The 23,233-nt window shown below is 62.4% G+C and carries 20 protein-coding genes; 15 read left to right on the forward strand and 5 right to left on the reverse strand.

Going from position 1 to position 23,233, the window contains the following annotated elements:
- Nucleotides 1-100: 100 nt before the first annotated feature.
- Complete coding sequence (locus AB5Y67_RS18795; protein WP_199427784.1) at nucleotides 101-3,160, reverse strand: beta-galactosidase; 3,060 nt, start codon at nucleotides 3,158-3,160, stop codon at nucleotides 101-103.
- Between the two features lie 189 nt (nucleotides 3,161-3,349).
- Nucleotides 3,350-4,357: a substrate-binding domain-containing protein gene (locus AB5Y67_RS18800; RefSeq protein WP_041915397.1), complete on the reverse strand. Its 1,008-nt coding sequence runs from the start codon at nucleotides 4,355-4,357 to the stop codon at nucleotides 3,350-3,352.
- Between the two features lie 201 nt (nucleotides 4,358-4,558).
- Here AB5Y67_RS18800 and galE point away from each other — a divergent pair, with 201 nt between their 5' ends.
- The 5 genes from galE to bacA all read left to right on the forward strand — a co-directional run bounded on the left by galE (nucleotide 4,559) and on the right by bacA (nucleotide 9,753).
- The gene (gene galE, locus AB5Y67_RS18805; RefSeq protein ID WP_150389969.1) at nucleotides 4,559-5,572 is read left to right on the forward strand and encodes a UDP-glucose 4-epimerase GalE; all 1,014 of its coding nucleotides are present in this window, start codon (nucleotides 4,559-4,561) and stop codon (nucleotides 5,570-5,572) included.
- Nucleotides 5,573-5,632: 60 nt separating this feature from the next.
- On the forward strand, nucleotides 5,633-6,691 hold the full coding sequence (locus AB5Y67_RS18810; protein WP_150390576.1) for a UDP-glucose--hexose-1-phosphate uridylyltransferase: 1,059 nt from the start codon (nucleotides 5,633-5,635) through the stop codon (nucleotides 6,689-6,691).
- Entirely contained in the window at nucleotides 6,688-7,836 is a 1,149-nt protein-coding gene (gene galK, locus AB5Y67_RS18815) for a galactokinase (RefSeq protein WP_199427785.1), read from the forward strand. Before AB5Y67_RS18810 ends, galK begins: the two co-directional genes overlap by 4 nt.
- Nucleotides 7,833-8,822, forward strand: a complete 990-nt coding sequence (galM, locus tag AB5Y67_RS18820) for a galactose-1-epimerase (RefSeq protein ID WP_199427786.1) — start codon at nucleotides 7,833-7,835, stop codon at nucleotides 8,820-8,822. Before galK ends, galM begins: the two co-directional genes overlap by 4 nt.
- A gap of 115 nt (nucleotides 8,823-8,937) precedes the next feature.
- Nucleotides 8,938-9,753 (forward strand): undecaprenyl-diphosphate phosphatase, encoded by an 816-nt coding sequence (bacA, locus tag AB5Y67_RS18825; protein ID WP_021230740.1) that lies wholly within the window; start codon nucleotides 8,938-8,940, stop codon nucleotides 9,751-9,753.
- Between the two features lie 62 nt (nucleotides 9,754-9,815).
- Here the strand turns inward: bacA and AB5Y67_RS18830 are convergent, their stop codons facing one another.
- The 3 genes from AB5Y67_RS18830 to AB5Y67_RS18840 form a co-directional block, all read right to left on the reverse strand.
- Nucleotides 9,816-10,511, reverse strand: coding sequence for a ChrR family anti-sigma-E factor (locus AB5Y67_RS18830; protein ID WP_100652271.1), 696 nt, complete (start codon nucleotides 10,509-10,511; stop codon nucleotides 9,816-9,818).
- On the reverse strand, nucleotides 10,504-11,073 hold the full coding sequence (locus AB5Y67_RS18835; protein WP_005355542.1) for a sigma-70 family RNA polymerase sigma factor: 570 nt from the start codon (nucleotides 11,071-11,073) through the stop codon (nucleotides 10,504-10,506). Before AB5Y67_RS18835 ends, AB5Y67_RS18830 begins: the two co-directional genes overlap by 8 nt.
- Nucleotides 11,074-11,213: 140 nt before the next feature.
- Nucleotides 11,214-11,780 (reverse strand): LON peptidase substrate-binding domain-containing protein, encoded by a 567-nt coding sequence (locus AB5Y67_RS18840; RefSeq protein ID WP_005356978.1) that lies wholly within the window; start codon nucleotides 11,778-11,780, stop codon nucleotides 11,214-11,216.
- Nucleotides 11,781-12,090: 310 nt separating this feature from the next.
- Here AB5Y67_RS18840 and argS point away from each other — a divergent pair, with 310 nt between their 5' ends.
- The 10 genes from argS to AB5Y67_RS18890 all read left to right on the forward strand — a co-directional run bounded on the left by argS (nucleotide 12,091) and on the right by AB5Y67_RS18890 (nucleotide 23,004).
- Entirely contained in the window at nucleotides 12,091-13,836 is a 1,746-nt protein-coding gene (gene argS, locus AB5Y67_RS18845; protein WP_005355547.1) for an arginine--tRNA ligase, read from the forward strand.
- 3 nt (nucleotides 13,837-13,839) lie between these two features.
- On the forward strand, nucleotides 13,840-14,685 hold the full coding sequence (locus AB5Y67_RS18850; RefSeq protein WP_005340771.1) for an SPOR domain-containing protein: 846 nt from the start codon (nucleotides 13,840-13,842) through the stop codon (nucleotides 14,683-14,685).
- Between the two features lie 202 nt (nucleotides 14,686-14,887).
- Complete coding sequence (hslV, locus tag AB5Y67_RS18855) at nucleotides 14,888-15,421, forward strand: ATP-dependent protease subunit HslV (protein WP_005342555.1); 534 nt, start codon at nucleotides 14,888-14,890, stop codon at nucleotides 15,419-15,421.
- 66 nt (nucleotides 15,422-15,487) lie between these two features.
- Nucleotides 15,488-16,816: an HslU--HslV peptidase ATPase subunit gene (hslU, locus tag AB5Y67_RS18860; protein ID WP_100644792.1), complete on the forward strand. Its 1,329-nt coding sequence runs from the start codon at nucleotides 15,488-15,490 to the stop codon at nucleotides 16,814-16,816.
- 142 nt (nucleotides 16,817-16,958) lie between these two features.
- Nucleotides 16,959-17,303, forward strand: coding sequence for a hypothetical protein (locus AB5Y67_RS18865; protein WP_058059575.1), 345 nt, complete (start codon nucleotides 16,959-16,961; stop codon nucleotides 17,301-17,303).
- A gap of 145 nt (nucleotides 17,304-17,448) precedes the next feature.
- The gene (locus AB5Y67_RS18870; protein ID WP_005342550.1) at nucleotides 17,449-18,090 is read left to right on the forward strand and encodes a TetR/AcrR family transcriptional regulator; all 642 of its coding nucleotides are present in this window, start codon (nucleotides 17,449-17,451) and stop codon (nucleotides 18,088-18,090) included.
- A complete protein-coding gene (hlyD, locus tag AB5Y67_RS18875) occupies nucleotides 18,087-19,055 on the forward strand; it encodes a secretion protein HlyD (RefSeq protein ID WP_199427788.1) in 969 nt (322 codons plus the stop codon). The genes AB5Y67_RS18870 and hlyD overlap by 4 nt, the downstream gene beginning before the upstream one ends.
- A complete protein-coding gene (locus tag AB5Y67_RS18880) occupies nucleotides 19,052-20,806 on the forward strand; it encodes an ATP-binding cassette domain-containing protein (protein WP_103250846.1) in 1,755 nt (584 codons plus the stop codon). Before hlyD ends, AB5Y67_RS18880 begins: the two co-directional genes overlap by 4 nt.
- Complete coding sequence (locus AB5Y67_RS18885; protein ID WP_103250847.1) at nucleotides 20,803-21,912, forward strand: ABC transporter permease; 1,110 nt, start codon at nucleotides 20,803-20,805, stop codon at nucleotides 21,910-21,912. Before AB5Y67_RS18880 ends, AB5Y67_RS18885 begins: the two co-directional genes overlap by 4 nt.
- A 3-nt stretch (nucleotides 21,913-21,915) precedes the next feature.
- On the forward strand, nucleotides 21,916-23,004 hold the full coding sequence (locus tag AB5Y67_RS18890) for an ABC transporter permease (RefSeq protein ID WP_199427789.1): 1,089 nt from the start codon (nucleotides 21,916-21,918) through the stop codon (nucleotides 23,002-23,004).
- The last annotated feature ends 229 nt before the right edge of the window (nucleotides 23,005-23,233 follow it).

Below are 23,233 nucleotides of genomic sequence, written 5' to 3' on the forward strand. Positions count from 1 at the left end.
TCAAATTTGAGACTCAATCTTTCCCACAGCATTGAGGCTAGTCGTTACTGGTCTGTTGTCAAAATGGCGCACTGGCTCGACAGTCGCTTCAATAGCTGGCTTAGCGGAGAGTGCAGCCCCAACGGTAACGACGCTCGAGCAGTTGATACTCGGGACGCACGCTCTGACTCCAGGAGTCATCCCCGCCCACCCCCATGTGGGCGCCATCGAGACAGACCCACAATCCCTCTTCGGCCACCAGATCGCTCTGGTGACGAGCAGCGGCCAGCTGTTGCTGACTGAAGCGGCTGGCACTGAAATGGAAGCTGCCGCTCACCGTCGTGCTGCCCAGCTGCAGCTGACGAGTATCGCAGCGCAAGCCGTTGTCACTCGGGAAGATGTAAGGGGTGTGCATCGCCTCCAGCGGCAAACTCCAGCGCCCCAGATCGGCGCCCAGCAGGCGATCCGGATAGTTCTCGTGAGGGCCGCGTCCCAGCCATTCGGCTCGCGCCGGTACCTCGGCCAGATGAAGCAGCAGGCCGATCCGCGGCAGCGAAGGCAGCGCCTGCGCCAGCTCGGTCTCTATCTCGAGGCTCATGGCGCCATCGTCGGTAAAGTGATGATGCCAGTGACTCACCAGCAGCAGCTCATCGCGGTGGAAGTAGCCATGGCTGACCCGGATATCCCCTCCGGCGACCACGATCCCCAAACAGCGGTGCAGCCACTGACCGAGACCACAGCCCTGCCAGCGGGCAATCCAGGAGTTGGGGTCGGCGTGATCCGCTTCGCTGGTGCCGATATCGTTGTCGAGCGGCGCCCGGTAGAAATGATCCGTGATCGGCGCCAGCAACTGCTCCTGCCCCGATTTTTGCCAACTGGTGATGCGACCGCTCTGCTTGTCGAGCCACCACTGGTTGTTTGAGGCAGTGATCCGCCAGCCATCCGGCTGCTCGCTCAGGGTAGCGGCAGCGACCGGCGCTGGCAGGGCAAGGGGAGTCGGCAGGGTGAACTGCTGACGGGCGACCTTGTGATCCGCCTGCGACCAGGGGGTAGCCTGCGGCTGAACGATGGCCAGATCGAGCCAGGCCAGTGAGCCTGCCGCAAAGGCGGGCAGTGTCTCGCTCAGGGTCAACTCGACCACCCCCTGTGGCGCCAGCTCAAGGGAGAACTCCCCCTGCTGCTGCACATGGCCGTTCTCACACAACTGCCAGCAAAGCCGCTCGTTGTCGGTTTCCCGAAACAGGTATTCGCTCTCGATCCGCACCCGCAGCGGGGTGTGCTCAAGCAGAGTGAAGCGGAACGGCTGTTGGGCGCGCTTCGCCTCGCACAGGGCGGGATGGGGGGTGCGATCAGGGAACAGCAGGCCGTTGCAGCAGAACTGGCGATCGTTTTGCACATCACCGAAGTCGCCGCCATAGCCCCAGTAGTGGCGACCATCGGCGGTGTATTTGTCGAGCCCCTGATCGACCCAATCCCAGACAAACCCGCCTTGCAGGCGTGGATGATCGCGAAACGCCTGCCAGTAGTGGGCGTAGCCCCCCAGACTGTTGCCCATGGCGTGAGCATATTCGCAGAGGATCAGCGGCCGGAGTTCGCCGGGCAGGCCGATCCACTTGGCCAGCGCCCACTTGGGCACCGCCGGGAAGGGCTGATCCTGATGGGTTCTGGCATACATGGGGCAGATGATATCAGTGGCCGGGGTATCGGCCCCGCCCCCCTCGTACTGCACCGGACGGCTCGGGTCGCTGCGCTTGATCCAGCCATACATGGCATCGTGGGCAGGGCCGTAACCCGACTCGTTGCCCAGCGACCAGATGATGATGGAGGGGTGGTTGAAATCCCGCGCCACCATGCGGGTCGCCCGCTCCAGAAAGGCGTTGCTCCAGGCGGGATCCCGCGCCAGCCGCCCCATGGGGGTCATGCCGTGGGTCTCCAGATTCGCCTCGTCCACTACATAGAGGCCGAGCCGATCGCAGAGGCGATAGAAATCGGGGTGGTTGGGATAGTGGGAACAGCGCACCGCATTGAAGTTGTGCCGCTTCATCAGCAGCAGATCCCGATCCATGGTGGCGCGATCGATGGCATAACCCTTGGCGGGATGGTATTCATGACGGTTGGCACCACGAATAAGCAGCGGCTGACCGTTGACCCGCAGCAGGCCACCACGGATCTCCACCACCCGAAAGCCCACATCGCACGCCTCGCTCTCGATGGCCTGGCCCTGCTCGTCCAGCAGGGTCAGGGTCAGGCGATAGAGATGGGGCGTCTCGGCGCTCCACTTGCGCGGCGCAGCCACGTCGAGCCACAGCTCGGCACGATCGTCATACGCCCCTTTCTCATCAATGGCTTGGGTGCCTATCGGCTGGCGCAGGGTCGCAACCCGCTCGCCACCGTCATAGAGATTGGCCTCCACCGACAAACCAGCCCCATTAGCCACCTGCAGTGCAATCTTGAGACGGCCATCCCGATAGCAGGCATCCAGCTCGGGGGTCACCCGCATATCCATCAGATGGCGGGACGGTTTGTGCAGCAGGCTGACGGAGCGGAAGATCCCCGACAGCCACCACATATCCTGATCTTCCAGATAGGAGCCGTCGGACCAGCGCAGCACCAGCACCGCCAATCGGTTGCGACCGCTCTGCAGATATGGGGTCAGATCGAATTCGGCGGGCAGCCGGCTGTCCTGGGAGTAACCTACCCAGCGGCCGTTGCAGAAGAGGTGGAAGGCACTGCTCACCCCGTCGAAGATGATCCGGCTCTGGCCGCTTGACAGCCAGTCGGCGGGCAATTCGAACTCGCGGGAGTAGCAACCGGTGGGGTTCTCTGCCGGCACCCGGGGCGGATCGCAGGGAAAGGGGTACTTGATATTGGTGTAGATGGGGCCATCGGTGAGCAGCCGCGCAGCTGGATAGGCGGCATCCAGCTGCCAGTTGCCCGGCACGGTAATGGGGCAAGTATCCGCCAGATCCTGCACCAGCCAGCTCTCTGGCACCAATTCGGGAGCGGCAAAGAAGGAGAAGCGCCACTCGCCATCGAGCAAGAGACGGGAGGAAGAGGCCAGATCACCCCTGGCATCCGCTTCGCTGCGCCAGCTGAACATGGGGGTATGGGCTGCCAGCCGGTTTACCGACGTAATGGCCTGAGTCTGCCAATCCTGACGCGCCACTATCTCCCTGAGCATTCACTCTCTCCCTGCTGATTGGAAAACCTATTCAGTCTAGAGAAGTATGACGCAGGGAACGGCGATCTCGCTCACACAGATGTAAACGATTACACTGATTTTGTTAAGTAAAGCGGAGTAAAAATGATTAAAAATAGGTAAAACAATAACTGTGCAAGAAACGGCCCCGAACAGGGCCACAAAAGGGGGCTATCCGGCCCGAACCGGTGCCACCGAGTGGCGATTGATCAGGGTGGGGGTATAGATCCGGCTCTGGGTCGCGTCACTCTCCCCCGCCGCCAGCTGAATGGCCAGCTTGGCCGCCTGAGCCGCCATCAGCTCGATGGGATAGCGCATGGTGGAAAGCTTGGGGCGCAAGTATCTGGCATAGATGATGTCATCGAAGCCCACTACCGAGACCTCCTCCGGCACTCGCAGGCCGTTGTCCGCTAGCACAGAGATGGCGCCAGCCGCCATGGCATCGTTATAGGCCACCACGGCGGTCACCTTGAGCCCCTTGGCCAGCAGGTTGAGCATGGCACGCTCCCCCCCCTCCTCGTTCGGCGTGCCGCTCTCGATAAGCTCGGGATCGGCTGCCAGACCCGCCTCCATCAGCCCATCCTGATAACCCTGCAAACGCAAGGTGGCATCCTCGATGGCGTGATCCGAGCTGATAAAGGCGATATGGCGGTGACCCAGTTCGATCAGGTGGCGAGTCGCCGTAGCCGCACCCAGCCGATTGTTGAGGGCGATGCAGCGCCCCTTGAGGGCCGGAATATCGCGGTTGATCAGCACCATACCGGGCACCCGCATGGCGTAATCGTACAGCTCCTCGTCGCTCAGCGCCTTGCTGTGCACCACCAGCGCCTCGCAACGCTTGCCGATCAGTAGCTCGATCGCCTCACGCTCCTGACGCGCCTTGTGAAAACCGTTACCCATCAGCAGGTGAAGGTTCTGCTCGACGGCGATGCCGGAGACCCCCTTCACCAGTGCACCGAAGAAGGGATCCGCCACGTCACCGACCACTACCCCCATAGTGTCGCAGGTCTGGCTGACCAGTGCCCGCGCGTTGGCGTTGGGGGTGTAGCCCAGTTCGGCCATGGCCTTCTGCACCACTTCGCGAGACGCGGCACTGGCCTTGGGGGAGTTGTTCATCACCCGTGAAACCGTTGCCACCGACACATTGGCCAAACGGGCGACATCCTTGATGGTGCTCATGCTGTTTTCACTTCTTTCACTGTGCAATAGAGCGCCATTATACCCAGCAAACCCTTTGAAAACAGGGGTGAAACGCATATCTGCCATCAGGATGATCACAAAAACAGTGTAATCGTTTACACTGTTTTGCAAGCAAGCTCACAGTTTGGTCGCCACACCCTCGGCTAGACTGCTTCCAGACACTTTTCAGTGGAGAGCAAGATGAACGTTCTGGTCACCGGCGGTTGCGGATATATCGGCAGCCACACCTGTCTGGCCCTGCAAGCGGCAGGCATGAATCCCGTGGTGGTCGATAACCTCGGCAACAGCAAGCACAGCGTGTTGACTCGAGTCGCCGCCATCAGCGGCCAGCAACCCCTGTTCTATCAAGGGGATATTCGCGATGCAGCCCTGCTGGACCGGATCTTTGCCGAACAGCAAATCGATGCAGTGATCCACTTTGCCGCCCTCAAGGCGGTCGGTGAGTCGACTCGCATTCCACTGGATTACTACGAGAACAACCTCGGCGGCACCCTCACCCTGCTGCAGGCGATGAAACGGGCCGGGGTGCACAATCTGGTGTTCAGCTCTTCGGCGACCGTCTACGGCGATCCCGCCAGCCTGCCGATCCGCGAGGATTTCCCCCGCAGTGCTACCAACCCCTACGGTCGCTCCAAGCTGATCATCGAGGAGATCCTCGAGGATCTGCAGCTGGCCGAGCCCCACTGGAGCATGACCCTGCTGCGCTACTTCAATCCGGTCGGCGCCCACGAATCGGGCACCATGGGTGAAGACCCGCAGGGGATCCCCAACAATCTGATGCCCTATATCACCCAGGTCGCCATCGGCCGTCGCGACTGCCTGTCTGTCTTTGGAAACGATTACCCCACCCCGGACGGCACCGGTGTGCGCGACTACATCCACGTGATGGATCTCGCCGAAGGGCATGTCAAGGCGCTGCAACACTGCGCCGGCAAGGGTGGCGTGCACACCTACAACCTGGGCACCGGCGAGGGCCAGAGCGTGTTGCAGCTGGTCGCCGCTTTCTCTGCTGCCTGTGGCAAGCCGTTGCCATTTCGCATCGAGCCGCGTCGCTCGGGCGATATCGCCGCCTGCTGGGCCGATCCGGCCAAGGCCGAGCGCGAGCTGGGCTGGCGGGCGACCCGCAACATCGACGCCATGTGCGCCGATAGCTGGCACTGGCAATCCGCCAATCCGAACGGTTACGAGGAGTAGGCCTGCCTGCTCCCTGTTAATAGATGACCATATTTTTCAATACCTTATTCAGGAGAGATGATGTTCAACCCCGTCGATCATCCCCATCGCCGCTTCAACCCGCTGACCGGCCAGTATGTGCTGGTCTCCCCCCATCGGGCCAAACGCCCCTGGCAGGGACAGGTGGAGAAGGTGAGTCAGGCCCCCAAACAGGCCCACGATCCCGACTGTTTCCTCTGCGCGGGCAACACCCGGGTCACCGGCGACATCAACCCCGACTATCAGGGCACCTTCGTCTTTACCAACGACTTCGCCGCCCTGATGCAGGATACCCCAGCCGCCGATAGCGCCAGCGATCCCCTGCTGAAACTTGAGGTCGCCCGCGGCACCAGCCGGGTCATCTGCTTCTCGCCGGACCACGGCAAGACCCTGCCCGAGCTGCCGCTGCCCGCCATCGAGGGGGTGATCACCACCTGGATGGATCAGGTCGCCGAGCTGTCGGCCCAGTGGGAGTGGGTGCAGGTCTTTGAAAACAAAGGGGCCGTCATGGGCTGCTCCAACCCTCACCCTCACGGCCAGATCTGGGGCAGCGACTTCCTGCCCAACGAGATCGCCCGCGAAGAGCAGCACCAGCGCGACTGGCTGGCCGAGCATGGCCGCCCCATGCTGCTGAATTATGTAGAGCGGGAGCTGGCGGATCGCTCGCGCATCGTGGTGGAGACCGAGCACTGGCTCGCCGTGGTTCCCTTCTGGGCCGCCTGGCCGTTCGAAACCCTGCTGCTGCCCAAGGCGCACGCCCCCTCCATGCTCAATATGACCCAGGCCCAGCAACAGGATCTGGCGGTGGCGCTCAAGGAGCTCACCAGCCGCTACGACAACCTGTTCGAGTGCAGCTTCCCCTACTCCATGGGCTGGCACTTTGCACCGCCCAAGTCGGATTGCCCCGAGGCGTGGCAACTGCATGCCCACTTCTATCCGCCGCTGCTGCGCTCCGCCACCGTGCGCAAATTTATGGTCGGCTTCGAGATGCTGGCCGAAACCCAGCGTGACCTTACCCCCGAGCAGGCTGCCGAGCGGCTGCGTGCCCTGAGCCCCGTTCACTACAACCAGACCAGCCACACCAATGAGGAGGCCCTATGACCCCCAGCCAACGCGTCAGCACCGTTTTTGCCGAGCAATTTGCCAAAGCGCCCGATCTGCTGGTGCGCGCCCCCGGCCGCGTCAACCTCATCGGTGAACATACAGACTACAACGACGGCTTCGTGCTGCCCTGCGCCATCGACTACGAGACCTGCGTCGCCATCGGCCTGCGCGATGACCGGCAAGTGCAGGTGATCGCCGCCGACTACGACAACCAGCGCGACCAGTTCGACCTCGACCAGCCCATCGAGCACCACCCCAGCCAACGCTGGAGCGACTACATCCGCGGCGTGGTGAAGTATCTGCAGGAGCGTGGCTATGCCCTGCACGGCCTCGATCTGGTGGTCTCCGGCAACGTGCCGCAGGGGGCGGGGCTCTCCTCCTCCGCCTCGCTGGAAGTGGCCATTGGTCAGGCCTTCAAAGAGGCGCTGGGGCTCGGCATCACTCAGGCCGAGATCGCCCTCAATGGCCAGCAGGCGGAGAACCAGTTCGTCGGCTGCAACTGCGGCATCATGGATCAGATGATCTCCGCCAGCGGCAAAACCGACCACGCCCTGCTGCTCGACTGCCGCTCGCTGGAGACCCGCCTCATCCCCATGCCCACCGATCTGGCGGTGCTGATCGTCAACTCCAATGTGCGCCGCGGTCTGGTGGATAGCGAATACAACACCCGCCGCCAGCAGTGCGAAGCGGCCGCCCGTCACTACGGAGTCAAGGCGCTGCGCGACCTTGATCTGGCCGGACTGGAAGCGCGCAAGGCCGGGCTGGATGATGCTTGCTATCGTCGTGCCCGCCACATCGTTGGGGAAAATGCCCGCACTCTGGCGGCCGCCGATGCGCTGGCGAGCCACGATCTGACCCGTCTCGGCGAGCTGATGGCCCAGTCGCACGCCGCCATGCACGATGACTTCGAGATCACAGTGCCCGCCATCGACGGTCTGGTGGAGATCATCAAGGCCAGGATCGGCACAGATGGTGGCGTGCGGATGACTGGCGGCGGCTTCGGCGGCTGCGTGGTCGCCCTGCTGCGCCCGGAGAAGGTGGCCGAGGTGATTGCCGCCGTCGAGGCGGAGTATCCGGCCATCTCGGGCCTCAAGGCCGACTGCTACGTCTGCTCTGCCAGCGCCGGTGCAGGCAAGCTATGAGCAGCGCCATGACCCCGTTCGAGCTGGAAAATGAAGAGGGGCTGCGGCTGCGCGGCCTCGACTTCGGCGCCACCCTCACCTCCCTCACCCTGCTGGTGGCGGGCAAACGGCGTGAAGTGCTGCTGGGCTGTGCCGACGACGCCTATCCCACCCAGCAGGTGTGGCTGGGTGCGGTGGCCGGTCGTTTTGCCAACCGCATCGGCGGTGCCGAGCTGGTGCGTGATGGACAGCACTGGCCGCTGAATGCCAATCAGGCACCCAACTGTCTGCACGGCGGGCAGGCTGGCTTTCATCGCCAGCGCTGGCAGATCAAGGAGCTGGAGGCGGATCGGGTCAAGCTGGCGTTGCTCTCCCGGGCGGGGGATCAGGGCTTTCCCGGCAATCTGCGGGTCACCCTGGAGTACCGGCTGGAGCAGAGCGATCTGGTGGTGGATTTCATCGCCAGCACGGATGCCACAACGCCGGTCAGCCTCACCAGCCACGCCTACTTCAATCTCGATGGGCAAACTGATGGCGGCGATATCCGTGACCACCTCATCAGTATCAATGCCGACCACTTCCTGCCGACCGACCCGAACGGTTTGCCGATCACCATCACTCCGGTGGAGGGGCCATTCGATCTGCGCCGCGAGCGCCTGATTGGCCAGGATTGGCTGAACCATCCTCAGCAGCAACAGGCCAAGGGGTACGATCACGCCTTTGTGCTCAATGGACCGGAGCAGAAGTGGGCAGCTCGCGTGGTGTCAGGTGACAGACAGTTGGCGATGGAGGTCTATACCAACCAGCCCTCGCTACAGTTTTACACCGGCAACTGGCTGGCCAATACCCCGAACCGCAGCGGCCTGTCGCACCGGGATCACGACGGCTTCTGTCTTGAGGCGCAACAGCTGCCGGACAGCCCCAATCGCCCCGAGCTGGGCAACCCCTGGCTGCTGCCTGGCGAGCGTTATCACCACCAGACCCGCTACCGCTTTATCCGCGACTAACTTAAAGAATTCATGATTTTTACATAGCCTCAGCAGTCACAATCGAGCAAGATATGCCGCCCCGAGACCCTTTCGGGGCGTTTTTACATCAACGAAGTTAAGGATTGTTTGTTCGATGACTGACACTTATAGCCTGCTGGTCGCCTTTATTCTGGGCGTCGTCGAGGGGCTGACCGAGTTCCTCCCCGTCTCCTCCACCGGCCACATGATTATCGTCGGCCATCTGCTGGGCTTTGAAGGGCCCAAGGCAGCCACTTTCGAAGTGGTGATCCAGCTTGGCTCCATCCTCGCCGTAGTCGCCGTCTTCTGGCGCCGCCTGTTTGGCCTGATTGGCATCCACTTTGGCCAGAAGCCGTCCCGGGATCACGCCACCCTGTCGCTGATCCACGTCATCCTCGGCATGATGCCCGCCATCGTGGTCGGTCTGGCCATCCACAGCTGGATCAAGGCCAACCTGTTTGGTCCGCAGACCGTCATGTACGCGCTGGTCGCGGGGGGCATCCTGCTGATCATCGCCGAGAAGTTCCGCCCGGCCGTCACAGCCGAAACCCTGGATGACATCAGCTACAAGCAGGCGTTTGGCATCGGTCTGTTCCAGTGTCTGGCCCTGTGGCCCGGCTTCTCCCGCTCGGGCGCAACCATCAGTGGTGGCATGCTGATGGGGATCAGCCGTCACGCCGCCGCCGAGTTCTCCTTCATCATGGCGGTGCCCATGATGGTGGCCGCCAGCGGGCTTGATCTCTACAAGAGCCGCGATTTCCTCTCGATGGCCGACTTCCCGATGTTTGCCGTGGGCTTTATCACCGCCTTCGTGGTAGCGATGTTTGCGATCAAGACCTTCCTGACATTGATCCGCCGCATCGACTTTATCCCGTTCGCCATCTACCGCTTTATCGTGGCATTCGCCGTCTATCTGGTGTTTGTCGCCTGAGCGACAGCCATGAAATGACAAAAGGGACCAATCTGGTCCCTTTTTCTATGGCGTCATGGTGCTCAGTAGAGGTGCTGGCTGATGCCGTTCAGCAGTCGCGACAGCCCCTTGGTGAACTGCACTGGCGCATCCTGTACCGTGTAGCAGAGGCAACCATCTGGGGTATGCGGGCTGTGGGAGTGGCTGGCATCGCGCCAGATGAAATCTCCCGCCTTGTAAAGGGTATCGCCATCCTGAATATTGCCCGCCAGCAGCAGGGTCAGCTCATAACCCTGATGGGTGTGCTCGGGGATGCGGCCGCCCGCTTCGATATGGAGCAAGCTGGCGCGCGCCCCCATCTCGTCCAGCGGCAGACTCTGCTGACGAATGGCCCCGATATGACGCCACTTGGGGGAACGGTAGCGGGCCAACACCCGTGGCAAACGGTAGGCCTGACCGGCTACCTCCAGCTCGCCGGGCTGGGCTCGGGGCTGGTCATGTGTTGGCTCGGAGAGGGGCTCTGCCAGCGGCTGGGCCAGAATATCCGCCAGCATGGCGTCGAATCCGGCGTCCAGTCCCACTTCATCGCGGGAGTCCAGCTCGGGCTCTGCTGGCGAAGCAAGATATTGCTGTGCCAGCTCATCTTCGAATGTCTTCAGTCGGGCAGCACAATCGGGGCAGAGTTCGCAGTGGGCGGAGAGCCCTACCGCCAGCGGCAGAGGGAGCTCGTCGGCGGCAAAAGCACGCAGCATAGGGTCGGTCGGATGGGCTTTAATCATGGCCTTGCTCCACTTGCTCTTTCAGTTTCTGTAACGCCAGCCGGAGGCGGGACTTGATGGTACCGAGCGGCACGCCGAGTCGCTCCGCCAACTCCTGCTGGGAGAACTCCTGCAGATAGATGCCACGCACCACCTGCTGTTGCGGCTCCGGCAGGGTGCCCAGATAGTGGGCCATCTGACGGGTCAGCACCGCATCCTCACCGCCGCTCAGATGCTCCTCTTCGGCCTGAAACTCCAGCACCGGCCACAGCTCCTCGGCACAGAGATCCTCCTTGCTGGCGCGACGACGGCGCAGCATGTCGAAGCACTGGTTACGCATCACGGTATAGATCCAGGTGGTCGGCGCCCCCTTCTCGGGGTGGTAGAGGCGCGCCTTCTGCCACACCAGCAGCATGGTCTCCTGCACCAGCTCCATGGCGTTGGCTTCGCTACCGAGGTGGCGCAGGCCGTAGCTGCGAATGCGCGGCGCAAAGTGTTGGAACAGGCGGGCAAAAGCAGCCTTGTCGGCCTGCTCTGCCACCCTGATCAGCAGAGATTTGAGGTCGCCATCCGGGTTATCCATCACGGGCGAGGTCCTGCGTATGGTCGAGTGTGGTTGGCCAGTATATGCCATTGCGCCATCCCTTTGGTGTGCTGTCGAACATGCTGTGGTGATGACTTGTACGGCGCTGCGGCAGTGGCGGATCAGCGGGTCAGAAAAAATCAGTGGCTGGCCACCAGCACCCCCTTGAGCAGGGCGATGGCGGGCTGATTGTCGGCGGCGGCCAGCAGCAGTTGTTTCTGTTCAGGGGGGATCGGCAACACCTCCAGCCAGCGCTGGGCCACCCAGTTGCCATCGTCCCAGCGGGGGGCGGGATAGAGGGCGGCATAGTCGGGATAGTCGGCAAACACCTCCCGCAGCGCCTCGACCAGCGGCTGCTGATCAGGATGTAGCCGGCGGGGCGGCCAGGCCGTCAGCGGCGTCACCTCGCCGATACGCAGGCCATCGGGCTCCTGCCACAGATCCTCTATCTGCACCCGCTCCATCCCCTGCACCGTGATCCCCAGCATGCCGTCCGGCAGCCGGTCGAAATCGATGATGGTGACCCGGGTGGCGATGGGCAGCATGTTGCGCAGGGCGTCGGGCTGGCGAGGGTCCACCATGCAGAGGGCAAAGCCGGACTCCCCCGCCTCGGCGATCATCCGCTGGTATCTCGGTTCGAAGATCCGCAGCGGCATGACGCCGCCGGGCAGCAGGTGGGCAGATAGGGGAAACAGCGCCAGTCGCATCGCAAACTCCTCGGTTGGGAACCTCTGTTAATACGCCGGGCCAGAGGGAGGAGATCATTCCCGTCATCGGAAAGGAAAAACCCTTAACAATCAGGGGAAAATAGCCTGGACAAGCCGCTTCGATATGCAGTAGAAATGGATAAGCACCGTAATTTCCGCCCAATATTCTGGAATATGGCGCTAAACGCAGTGAAATATCCGCCCGACAGCGAGCGGCGGGTCATCCCTATAGTTTTCTCGGGCCGATGCGGGTAAAATTCACGCCCTTATATATCAGTCATTTTTCGACGCGCAACCTTGGTGGTCAGTTATGAAAGAGCATATTCATCATCTACTTGAACAAACGGTAGCCAATCTCAAGTCAGCAGGCGTCCTGCCGGCGGACCTGGAAGCCCGCGTGCAAGTAGACCGATGCAAGGAAAAAGCTCACGGCGACCTGGCTACCAACCTGGCCATGCTGCTGGCCAAACCGGCCCGCAAGAATCCCCGTGAGCTGGCGGCTGCCATCATCGAGCACCTGCCTGCCTCCGACCTGATCGCCAAGGTCGAGATCGCCGGTCCCGGCTTTATCAACTTCTTCTTCGACCAGCGCTGGCTGGCCGGTCAGGTCGAGGCCATGGTGACCTCTGCCAACGCCAACGTACGGTTGCCCGCGCCACAAACCGTGGTGGTGGACTACTCCGCCCCCAACGTGGCCAAAGAGATGGCGGTGCACCACATCCGCTCCACCGTACTCGGTGACGTAGCTGCGCGCGCGCTGGAATTCCTCGGCCACAAAGTGATCCGTGCCAACCACATCGGTGACTGGGGCACCCAGTTCGGCATGCTGATCGCCTATCTGGAGAAGATGTCCAACGAGCACGCCAGCGACATGGCACTCAAGGATCTGGAAGCCTTCTACACCCAGGCCAAGCGTTGCTACGACGAAGACGAAGCCTTCGCCGAGCGCGCCCGTAATTACGTGGTCAAGCTGCAGGGCGGCGATGAGTACTGCCGTACCATGTGGAAGAAGCTGGTCGACATGACCATGGAACAGAACCAGATCAACTACGACCGCCTGAATGTCTCCCTGACCAACAAGGACATCATGGGCGAGTCCATGTACAACGACATGCTGCCGGAGATCGTTGCAGACCTGAAAGCCAAGGGGCTGGCGGTCGAGAGCGAAGGCGCTACCGTTGTCTTCCTGGACGAGTTCAAGAACAAGGATGGCGAGGCCATGGGCGTCATCATCCAGAAGAGCGATGGCGGTTTCCTCTACACCACCACCGACATCGCCTGTGCCAAATACCGTTATGAAACCCTGGGCGCCGACCGTGTCATGTACTTCATCGACTCCCGTCAGCACCAGCACCTGATGCAGGCCTGGACCATCACCCGCAAGGCGGGTTATGTACCGGAATCCGTCCCCCTCGAGCACCACGCCTTCGGCATGATGCTGGGCAAGGATGGTCGTCCCTACAAGACCCGTTCCGGTGGTACCGTCAAGCTGGTTGACCTGCTGAACGAAGCGGAAGAGCGCGCCGCTGCCCTGCTGGAGAGCCGCAACAGCGACCTCTCTGCCGAAGAGAAGGCCAACGTGGTCAACGCCATCGCCATGGGCGCGGTCAAGTATGCGGATCTCTCCAAGAACCGTACTACCGACTACATCTTCGACTGGGATCTGATGCTGTCGTTTGAAGGCAACACTGCCCCTTACCTGCAGTACGCCTACACACGTATCCAGTCCATCTTCCGCAAGGCCAACATCGATGCCGAAACGCTGACCGGCAACGTGACCCTGAACGAAGAGGCCGAAGAGGTGCTGGCCCAGAAACTGATCCAGTTCTCCGACGCGGTCAACGGTGTGGCCGACAAAGGCATGCCGCACCTGCTCTGTACCTACCTGTACGAGTTGTCCGGCAACTTCATGACCTTCTATGAAGCCTGCCCGATCAACAAGGATGGCGTGGACGAGGCAACCCGTCAGAGCCGTCTGCTGCTGTGCGCCGCCACCGCCAAGGTACTGAAACTGGGCCTCGGCGTACTGGGCATCCATACCCTGGAGCGCATGTAATAGATGGCAACCCGGGATTATGTCGGCAGCCGCCCGCGACGTCGGGCGGGTGGCCGCAATACCAAGAAAGCGGCCCCTCGCCGCTTTCCTGTTATTCCAGTGCTGCTGGTCGTGGCACTGCTGGCAGGCTTTGGTGGCTTCCTTTACATGATCAATGGCAAGGGTAACGACGCCCCCACCATTGAGGAGCAGGTAAAGGCCAACAAGCCAAAAGCGCAGAATAACGGGCTGCCTCAGGAGAAGTGGAGCTACATCGAACGGCTTGAGAACAAGCAGGTCGATATCATAGAACCGCCGACCCAGCCGGGTGTGCTGCCGCCACCACCGGCAGATACCATGACCCTGCAACCGGAAAAACTGCCGCAACCGGTGCCGACCGACATTCCCCAACCGGGAACGCCCATCGGCCAGCCCAAGCCCTATCAGCCCAATCCGGCGACCACCCCTTCCACCTCGGGTGCACCGGTTGCCAGCGCGCAAGAGCAGGTGATCGACCGCAAGGCAGAACGGGAACGGATGGAGCGAGAGATCCGTGCCGAGCTGGAACGGGAGCGGGCCGAAGCGGCCAAGGCCAAAGCGGCCACTCCGCCAGCCCAGACCGCAGCCGCCGACAGCGGTCGCTATATGATGCAGTGCGCCGCCCTGCGCTCGCAGGATTCCGCAGAGTCGCTCAAGGCGCGTATCGCCTTCACCGCTGGCCTCTCTTCCAGCCTGCAGGTGATCAATGGCGCCAACGGCACCGTCTACAAGGTGATGGTGGGCCCCTTCAACGGCAAGGCGGCCGCCGACGCGGCCAACAGCAAGCTGCAGAGCTCCGGCATCAGCGGCTGCATTCCCAAGAAAGGGTAATCCGCTTACCGATGACGCAGGGCCGGGTGGCAACACCCGGCCCTGTTCTTTTGGTGTCACTTCTTTTGGTGTCACTCGCACCCACGCTCTTTACTACCCCGTTTATCCCGACCAAGGGCAGGGTTGAAAAGCCCGTTTGCCATCCCCATCTTTCTTGCCATGCACAGTCAGGCCGTCATTCGGCTCAAGCGAGGTAAGTAAAGTGACTACCATAGTTTCAGTTCGCCGCAACGGTCAGGTCGTCATCGGTGGCGATGGCCAGGTCTCTCTTGGCAACACCGTCATGAAGGGCAACGCCCGCAAGGTTCATCGCCTCTATAACGGCAAGGTGCTGGCCGGTTTCGCTGGCGGTACCGCCGACGCCTTCACCCTGCTCGAACGTTTCGAAGCAAAACTGCAGGCCCATCAGGGTAATCTGGAGCGCGCCGCCGTGGCGCTGGCCAAAGATTGGCGCACCGATCGCGCCCTGCGCCGCCTCGAAGCGCTGCTGGCCGTGGCCGACGAACACAAATCCTTCATCATCACCGGCAACGGTGACGTGGTACAGCCGGAGCACGATCTCATCGCCATCGGCAGCGGCGGCAACTTCGCCCAGTCCGCCGCCATCGCGCTGCTGGAAAACACCGAGCTGGATGCCAGGACCATTGTCGAGAAGTCCCTCAAGATTGCGGGCGACATCTGCGTCTTCACCAACGGCAACCACACCATCGAAGTGCTGGACTACGCTGCCAAATAAGGCCGCCAGCCAAACCCAATTTCCCAAGGGGCGGGCACTGCCCGCCCCGGATACAGGAACACCATCATGTCCGAGATGACCCCGAGAGAAATCGTCCACGAGCTGGACAGACACATCATTGGTCAGGCCGATGCCAAGCGTGCCGTTGCCGTTGCCCTGCGCAACCGCTGGCGCCGGATGCAACTCGATGAAGAGATGCGCCATGAAGTAACCCCGAAAAACATCCTGATGATAGGCCCGACCGGTGTCGGCAAGACCGAGATCGCCCGTCGTCTGGCCAAGCTGGCCAACGCCCCCTTCATCAAGGTGGAAGCGACCAAGTTCACCGAAGTGGGCTATGTCGGCAAGGAAGTGGACAGCATCATCCGCGATCTGACCGATGCCGCCATCAAGCTGGTGCGCGAAACCGAGATGGAGAAGATGAAATATCGCGCCGAGGAGGCCGCCGAAGAGCGCATCCTCGACGCCCTGCTGCCCAACCCGCGCAACACCTGGGGTGAGGAAGAGAAAGCCGACAACTCCAACACCCGCCAGATCTTCCGCAAGAAACTGCGTGAAGGTCAGCTGGATGACAAGGAGATCGAGCTGGAGCTCTCCGCCTCCCCGATGGGCGTCGAAATCATGACCCCGCCGGGCATGGAAGAGATGGCCAACCAGCTGCAGGGGCTGTTCCAGAACCTGGGCCAGAACCAGAAGAAGAAGCGCAAGATCAAGGTCAAAGAGGCCATGAAAGCGCTGATCGAAGAGGAAGCGGCCCGTCTGGTCAATCCGGAAGAGCTGAAGCAGAAAGCGATCGCCGCCGTCGAGAACAACGGCATCGTCTTCCTCGACGAGATCGACAAGATCTGCAAGCGTGGCGAGAGCTCAGGCCCCGATGTCTCCCGTGAAGGGGTACAACGCGACCTGCTGCCGCTGGTCGAGGGCTGCACCGTCAACACCAAGCACGGCATGGTCAAGACCGACCATATCCTGTTTGTCGCCTCCGGCGCCTTCCAGATTGCCAAGCCGTCCGACCTCATCCCCGAGCTGCAGGGTCGTCTGCCGATCCGCGTCGAGCTGACCGCCCTGACCACAGATGACTTCGAGCGTATCCTGACCGAACCGAACGCCTCCCTGACCGATCAGTACAAGGCGCTGATGGCCACCGAAGGGGTCAACATCGAGTTCACCAAGGATGGCATCCGCCGTCTGGCCGAAGCGGCGTGGCAGGTCAACGAGCGTACCGAGAACATCGGTGCCCGCCGTCTGCACACCGTGATGGAGCGCCTGATGGAAGATATCTCCTATGACGCCTCCGAGAAGTCCGGCGAGACCTTTGTCATCGACACCGACTACGTCAACGCCCATCTCGGTGCGCTTGTCGAGGATGAGGATCTGAGCCGCTTTATTCTGTAAGCGCAGTTCTGTTTGTAAAAAAACGCCTCCAGAAATGGGGGCGTTTTGCATTTTAAGCCCCTAACCACCCTCTCCAGCCATTGACGAGACTGCCAACTAAAGCACTGATATTATTGGTCTTCCTATCTAATGGAGCATGCCAATGACTGAACGTGAACCGGATATTGTGACAGTGAATGGTCGTCAGATTGATTTCATTGAGATCCATGAGGACGGCCCCCTTGTGCCACTTATTTTGAGCAGATCACAGGGTGGCGGAGTAATCCAACTCGGAGGCTCAGGACAAAAAATTCGCCTGAGCATCAATCCAGGCAGCAGCGATTGGCAATGGCTTGACTCAATATCTCGGCAAAGAAGATACAGCTTGGATTTTGAATCTGCTTGCATCGCTACATTAAGAAAAAAGATCGGTAAACGTGGTTCTATTGTCGGCAATACCCACGACACTTGGTATCTCGAGTTTCCTGACTGGGACACCAGCCAATAAGCGACATCATGGACGCCTCCCTATGTGGAGGCGTCCTTTTCATCTCCGCTGAAATTCGCTCAAAAAAAGATCTGTCTACTTCTGTGCAATTGATTTATACATACGTATAAATCAGATCGCAATCTGTGCAACAGGAACCAGAAAGATGAATCCAACCCGGCAGAAACTGCTCGATACCGGCCTCGCCATCGCCACCGAGAAGGGGCTGCGCGGCCTGACGGTGCGCGAGCTGGCGGCGGCGGCAGAGGTGAACCTCGGCTCCTTCGTCTACCACTTCGGCAACCGCGACGCCTTTATCGACGAGCTGGTCGAGCTCTGGTACGCCCCCCTATATGACGAGCTTAAGGCGGTGGCAGCCAAAGGCTCCTACCCCTCTGCCATCGCCATGTTCGAGGCGACCATGGAGGCGCTGATCGGTCTGGTGGCGCGCCAGCGCGGCTTTATCAACCACCTGTTTGGCGATGCGCTGGCGGGCGAAGGGGCGGCCCAGCGTTTTCTGCTCAGCCTGCCGCGCCGCCATCCCCTGCTGCTGATCGAACAGGTACGGATGGCACAGGCGGAAGGTTCGTTGGTCGCGGGTCACCCGCTCCAGCTGATGATCTTCATCATGGGGTCGGTCGGCCTGCCGCTGGTGATCGCCGGCAGCGGTCGCCAGCTCGGCTGGCTGCCCGAACAGGCCGCCCCCTTTCTCAGCCAGATAGACAACCCCGAGGCCGCCAGACAGCGGCTGGTATGGGCCCTGCGCGGCCTGCGCCCCACCGACATGAAGGAAGGAGAAGCGGCATGAAACAACGCATTGCAATCGTAGCCCTGCTGCTAACCGTTATCGGCGGCTACCTCTGGTGGCAGGGGCGCCCCACCGACGGCTCCATCCTCTACGGCAATGTCGATATTCGCGACGTCAATCTGGCCTTTCGGGTCGGCGGTCGCGTCGATCAGGTACTGGTCGATGAGGGGGATAGGGTAAAAACCGGCCAACTGCTGGCCCGCCTCGATCCGGCGCCCCTCACCCACAGCCGCGACAGTGCCCGCGCCAATCTGGCTGCGCTCACTGCCGCCAACGCCTTGATCCACAAAGGCTATCGCAGCGAAGAGACCGACCGCGCCCGGGCTGCACTGGCCGCCGCCGAAGCCGCAGCGCTGGAAGCTGACCAGCAGTGGCGCCGCCAGAGCGCATTGGCCGCCACCGGCGCCATCTCCCGCGGTCAGCTCGATACCGCCCGCTCCCAGCGGGATCAGACCCAGGCGCAGGTACGCTCGGCTCGCGAGCAGCTCGCCCAGCTCGAAACCGGCTACCGCCCGGAAGAGATTGCCCAGTCCGATGCCCAGCTGGAAGGGGCCAAAGCGGCGCTCGCCAGTGCCGAACTGGCGCTGGCGGATGCCAGCCTGACCGCCCCCAGCGACGGCATCATCATCAGCCGCGCCGTCGAGAATGGCAGCATGGTGCAGAGCGGAGCAACCGCCTTCAACCTCTCCCTGACCGCGCCGGTCTGGGTGCGCGCCTATGTGGAGGAGCCCTGGCTCGGCCACTTCCCGAGCGGCGCTAAGGTAACCCTCACCACCGACTCGCGGCCGGATCAGCCCTATCACGGGGTGGTGGGATTTGTCTCGCCGACCGCCGAGTTCACCCCGAAATCGGTGGAGACGCCTGACTTGCGCACTCACCTCGTCTACCGGCTGCGTATCGTGGTGCAGGATCCCGACCCGGCCCTGCGCCAAGGGATGCCGGTCACCGTCAGGCTGGCGCCATGAACAGCGCTATCTCCCTTGAGGGACTCACCAAACGCTTTGGCGAGCGGGTCGCCCTCAACGCCATCTCGGCCACCATTCCGACTGGCGGCATCACCGGGCTGGTGGGCCCCGACGGCGCGGGCAAGAGCACTTTGCTGCGCCTGCTGGCCGGTCTGCTGATCCCCGAAGCGGGCACCATCCGGGTGCTGGGGCTGGATCCGGTGAGCGAGGGAGACCTGCTGCGTCAGCGCCTCGGCTATATGCCCCAGCAGTTCGGCCTCTACGAGGATCTCAGCGTGCTGGAGAACCTCACCCTCTACGCTGACTTGCGCGGCGTACTGGAGCCCGAACGCACACCCACCTTCGCGCGGCTGCTCGCCTTCACCGATCTTGCCCGCTTCACCGCGCGGCCTGCGGGCAAGCTCTCTGGCGGGATGAAGCAGAAACTCGGGCTGGCCTGCGCCCTGCTCGGCACCCCGGATGTGCTGCTGCTCGACGAACCGGGGGTCGGGGTCGATCCCATCTCCCGCCGCGCCCTCTGGCAGATGGTGCGCGAGCTGGCCAAGGGAGGGATGACGGTTCTCTGGAGTACCGCCTATCTCGATGAGGCGGAGCTGTGCGACCACGTGCTGCTGATGGCGGATGGCGAGGTGCGCACCAGCGGCACACCGGCCAATCTGATGGGGGCCATGGCCAGCCGCTGCTGGCTGCTGGAGGCGGGGCAGCTGGATGGCCGCGAGCGGCGCGCCCTGCTGCGCCGGGCACTGGCTCACCCAGCGGTGATGGATGGCGCGGTGGCGGGGGAGCGGGTTCGCCTGCTGCTGCACCCGGGCATGACGCCCCCGCCGCTGGCGGAGCTGCAATTGACCAACGGCGCCTTTCAACCTGCTCAGCCCCGGCTGGAGGATGCCTTTATCGACCTGCTCGGCGGCGGCCCCGGCGGGGAGTCGAGTCTGGCGGCCGGGATGCGGGAAGCCGAACTGCCGCAGGGGGTCTCCCCCGAGGCGGTGATCGAGGCGCGCCACCTCACCAAGCGCTTCGGCGATTTTGCCGCCACCGATGATGTCAGCTTTGCGGTGCGCCGCGGCGAGATCTTCGGCCTGCTCGGCCCCAACGGGGCGGGCAAGTCCACCACCTTCAAGATGGAGTGCGGCCTGCTGCGCCCGAGCGAGGGGCAGGCACTGGTGACCGGCATCGATCTGGCCCACAGTCCGTCGGCTGCGCGCCAGCGCCTCGGCTACATGGCGCAGAAATTCTCCCTCTACAAGCAGCTCACCGTGGCGCAGAACCTCTCCTTCTTCGCCGGTATTTACGGCCTGTTCGGCCGCCACCAGCAGACGCGGATCGACGCCATGGTGACCGCTTTTGCCCTCACCCCCTGGCTCGATCAGAAGGCGGAATCCCTACCGCTCGGCCTGCGCCAGCGTCTTTCACTCGCCTGCGCCCTGCTGCACGAGCCGCCGCTGCTGTTTCTCGACGAGCCCACCTCCGGGGTCGATCCGGTGACCCGGCGCGAGTTCTGGTCGCACATCAACGCGCTGGCCGACCACGGCGTCACCGTGCTGGTCACCACCCACTTTATGGATGAGGCGGAGTATTGCGACCGCATCGCCCTCATCTATCGCGGCAAGCTGCTGGCGCTCGGCACCCCGGACGATCTCAAGGAGCTGGCCGCCAAAGAGGCGGCGACTTCTCTGCCAACCGGCTCCTTGCCGACCATGGAAGAGGCCTTTATCACCCTGGTCGAGCGGGCCAGCGAGGAGGACGCATGAGCATCAACCGTCGGCGACTGCTGGCCCTCTGCCGCAAGGAGACGCTGCAAATCGTCCGTGACCCGAGCAGCATCCTCATCGCCTTCATCATGCCGGTGGTACTGCTGGTAGTGATGGGTTACGCCATCAATCTGGATGTGGACCATCTGCGCCTCGGCATCTGGCGTACCGACAGCGGTGCCCCGGCGGTGCGGCTGGAGCAGGCCCTGCGCGGCTCTACCGCGCTGGAGATCCACAGCGGCCCGAGCAAGGCGTCCCTGCTCGCCAGTCTTGCCCGTGGCGAGATCCGCGGCCTGCTGGTGATCGATGACGGATTCTCCCGCGCGCTAGCCGGTCAGGGCAATGGCACGCCGCAGGCACTGCTGCTGACCGACGGCTCCGAGCCCAACACAGCCAACTTCGTCACCAACTATGTGCAGGGGATCTGGCAGGGATGGCTCGCTGGCGAGGGGGTCGCCATGCCGGTATCGATAGAGAGCCGCGCCTGGTTCAATCCGGCGCTGGTGAGCCGCAACTTTCTGGTGCCGGGCTCCATTGCGGTGGTGATGACCATCATCGGCGCCCTGCTCACCTCGCTGGTGGTGGCGCGGGAGTGGGAGCGCGGCACCATGGAGGCGCTGCTCGCCACCCCGGTCACCAAGGGGGAGCTGCTGCTCTCCAAGCTGTTGCCCTACTATGGCCTCGGCATCATCGCCATGCTGCTCTGCCTGCTCTTCTCGGTGGCGGTAATGGGCGTGCCATGGCGCGGCTCCCTGCTGCTGCTCTTTCTGGTCACCAGCGTCTTTCTCGGCAGCGCCCTCGGACTCGGCCTGTTCCTCTCCACCGTGATGCGCAGCCAGTTCAATGCCGCACAGGCGGCGCTGATCGCTGCGTTTCTGCCCGCGGTGATGCTGTCGGGCTTCGTGTTCGAGATCGCCAGCATGCCACCGCTGCTGCGAGCCATCACCCACCTCATTCCGGCCCGCTACTTCGCGAGCTCCCTGCAGACCCTCTATCAGGCGGGCAGCGTCTTCTCGATCCTGCTGGTCAACGGTTTCTGTCTGCTGCTGCTGGCCGGTTTCTGGCTGGCCCTGACCGCCCGCAAGACGCGGCGCACTCTGGAGTAACCCATGCTGATCCGACTCTGGTGGCTGATCCGAAAAGAGCTGCAGGCCCTGATGGGCAATACTCAGGGGCGCTTTCTGCTCATCATGCCGGTGCTGCTGCAAACCGCCCTCTTCCCGTTCGCCGCCACTCTGGAGGTGACCGGCAACACGCTGGCCATCTACAACCAGGATGGCGGTGCCCAGAGCCGCGAGCTGCTGGAGCGCCTCACCCATATGCCCGCCTTCACCACCATCATCCCGGTGCAAGGCGAGGCGGGCATGACCGAGGCCATCACCGGGCAGCAGGCACTGCTCGGGCTGATTATTCCGGGGGATTTCTCGCGTCGGCTGGCGCGCGGCGAACCGGCCAAGGTGCAGCTGATCATCGATGGCCGTCGCTCCAACGGCGGTCAGGTGGCGGCTGGCTACATCAGTCAGGTGATTGCCCGCTGGCAAAGTGAGGGCAAGGGGCAACCCGAGCTGGCGGTGCGCAACCTCTACAACCCCAACGTCGAGTTCCACTGGCATATCCTGCCAGCGTTGGTGGCCATCATCACCACCACCGGTTGTCTTATCGTCACCGCCCTCTCGGTCGCGCGGGAGCGGGAAGAGGGCACCTTCGATCAGCTGCTGGTCTCCCCCCTCACCGCAGGCTGGATCATGGCGGGCAAGGCGGTGCCCGGCATCATGGTGGCGGTGGGGCAAGGGTGCATAGTCGCGCTGGCCGCCCGCTTCGTCTTTCACCTCCCCTTTGCCGGCAGCCTCAGCCTGCTGATGGCGGGCATGGTCTGCTACGGGCTGGCACTGGCCGGGATCGGGCTCTTCATCTCCTCGTTCTGCTCAACCCAGCAACAGGCATTTCTCGGGGTCTTCTCCTTCACCGTCCCGGCGGTGATCCTCTCGGGCTACATCTCGCCGGTGGAGAACATCCCGCAGGTGTTCCAGTGGCTGGCGGCCATCGACCCCCTCACCCACTTCATCGTGTTACTCAAGGGGGTCTTCCTCAAGGGGTTCGACTGGTCGGCCGCCTGGCCCCTGCTCTGGCCACTGCTCGCCATCGCCGGCGTCACCCTGTCGCTAGCGCTCGCCATGTTCCGCCACCATATCGCCTGACGCGCCGCCTTGCTCCGCTGATGCCGGTCTCGCCCAGTGCGAGATCGGCTTTTTCCGACAGCAGTTTTCACTCCCGGCTGTTGCTAAAGCGCTCTTGCTCTCCACCATCCCTCACCCAAAACCAGTGCGGAAATCATCAACTGGTATACCTATTTTTGTATATCTTTGAATTTTATCGAATTACCCCTGACGAGATATATAAATAGACACTTGATTTGCATCAATTGCC

It is taken from the genome of Aeromonas sp. s12, from assembly GCF_040907925.1.
Classification (GTDB): Bacteria; Pseudomonadota; Gammaproteobacteria; order Enterobacterales; family Aeromonadaceae; genus Aeromonas; species Aeromonas veronii.

What these genes read in the sequence shown, in the direction of transcription:
- galM (WP_199427786.1), top strand. Translation starts at nt 7,833, where the DNA reads ATGAGCAGCGCCATGACCCCGTTCGAGCTGGAAAATGAAGAGGGGCTG.
- AB5Y67_RS18885 (WP_103250847.1), top strand. Translation starts at nt 20,803, where the DNA reads ATGAGCATCAACCGTCGGCGACTGCTGGCCCTCTGCCGCAAGGAGACG.
- AB5Y67_RS18795 (WP_199427784.1), bottom strand. Translation starts at nt 3,160, where the DNA reads ATGCTCAGGGAGATAGTGGCGCGTCAGGATTGGCAGACTCAGGCCATT.
- hslU (WP_100644792.1), top strand. Translation starts at nt 15,488, where the DNA reads ATGTCCGAGATGACCCCGAGAGAAATCGTCCACGAGCTGGACAGACAC.
- argS (WP_005355547.1), top strand. Translation starts at nt 12,091, where the DNA reads ATGAAAGAGCATATTCATCATCTACTTGAACAAACGGTAGCCAATCTC.
- AB5Y67_RS18840 (WP_005356978.1), bottom strand. Translation starts at nt 11,780, where the DNA reads ATGCGACTGGCGCTGTTTCCCCTATCTGCCCACCTGCTGCCCGGCGGC.
- AB5Y67_RS18835 (WP_005355542.1), bottom strand. Translation starts at nt 11,073, where the DNA reads ATGGATAACCCGGATGGCGACCTCAAATCTCTGCTGATCAGGGTGGCA.
- AB5Y67_RS18890 (WP_199427789.1), top strand. Translation starts at nt 21,916, where the DNA reads ATGCTGATCCGACTCTGGTGGCTGATCCGAAAAGAGCTGCAGGCCCTG.
- AB5Y67_RS18850 (WP_005340771.1), top strand. Translation starts at nt 13,840, where the DNA reads ATGGCAACCCGGGATTATGTCGGCAGCCGCCCGCGACGTCGGGCGGGT.
- AB5Y67_RS18830 (WP_100652271.1), bottom strand. Translation starts at nt 10,511, where the DNA reads ATGATTAAAGCCCATCCGACCGACCCTATGCTGCGTGCTTTTGCCGCC.
- hlyD (WP_199427788.1), top strand. Translation starts at nt 18,087, where the DNA reads ATGAAACAACGCATTGCAATCGTAGCCCTGCTGCTAACCGTTATCGGC.
- AB5Y67_RS18800 (WP_041915397.1), bottom strand. Translation starts at nt 4,357, where the DNA reads ATGAGCACCATCAAGGATGTCGCCCGTTTGGCCAATGTGTCGGTGGCA.
- AB5Y67_RS18810 (WP_150390576.1), top strand. Translation starts at nt 5,633, where the DNA reads ATGTTCAACCCCGTCGATCATCCCCATCGCCGCTTCAACCCGCTGACC.
- galE (WP_150389969.1), top strand. Translation starts at nt 4,559, where the DNA reads ATGAACGTTCTGGTCACCGGCGGTTGCGGATATATCGGCAGCCACACC.
- AB5Y67_RS18865 (WP_058059575.1), top strand. Translation starts at nt 16,959, where the DNA reads ATGACTGAACGTGAACCGGATATTGTGACAGTGAATGGTCGTCAGATT.
- AB5Y67_RS18870 (WP_005342550.1), top strand. Translation starts at nt 17,449, where the DNA reads ATGAATCCAACCCGGCAGAAACTGCTCGATACCGGCCTCGCCATCGCC.
- AB5Y67_RS18880 (WP_103250846.1), top strand. Translation starts at nt 19,052, where the DNA reads ATGAACAGCGCTATCTCCCTTGAGGGACTCACCAAACGCTTTGGCGAG.
- galK (WP_199427785.1), top strand. Translation starts at nt 6,688, where the DNA reads ATGACCCCCAGCCAACGCGTCAGCACCGTTTTTGCCGAGCAATTTGCC.
- bacA (WP_021230740.1), top strand. Translation starts at nt 8,938, where the DNA reads ATGACTGACACTTATAGCCTGCTGGTCGCCTTTATTCTGGGCGTCGTC.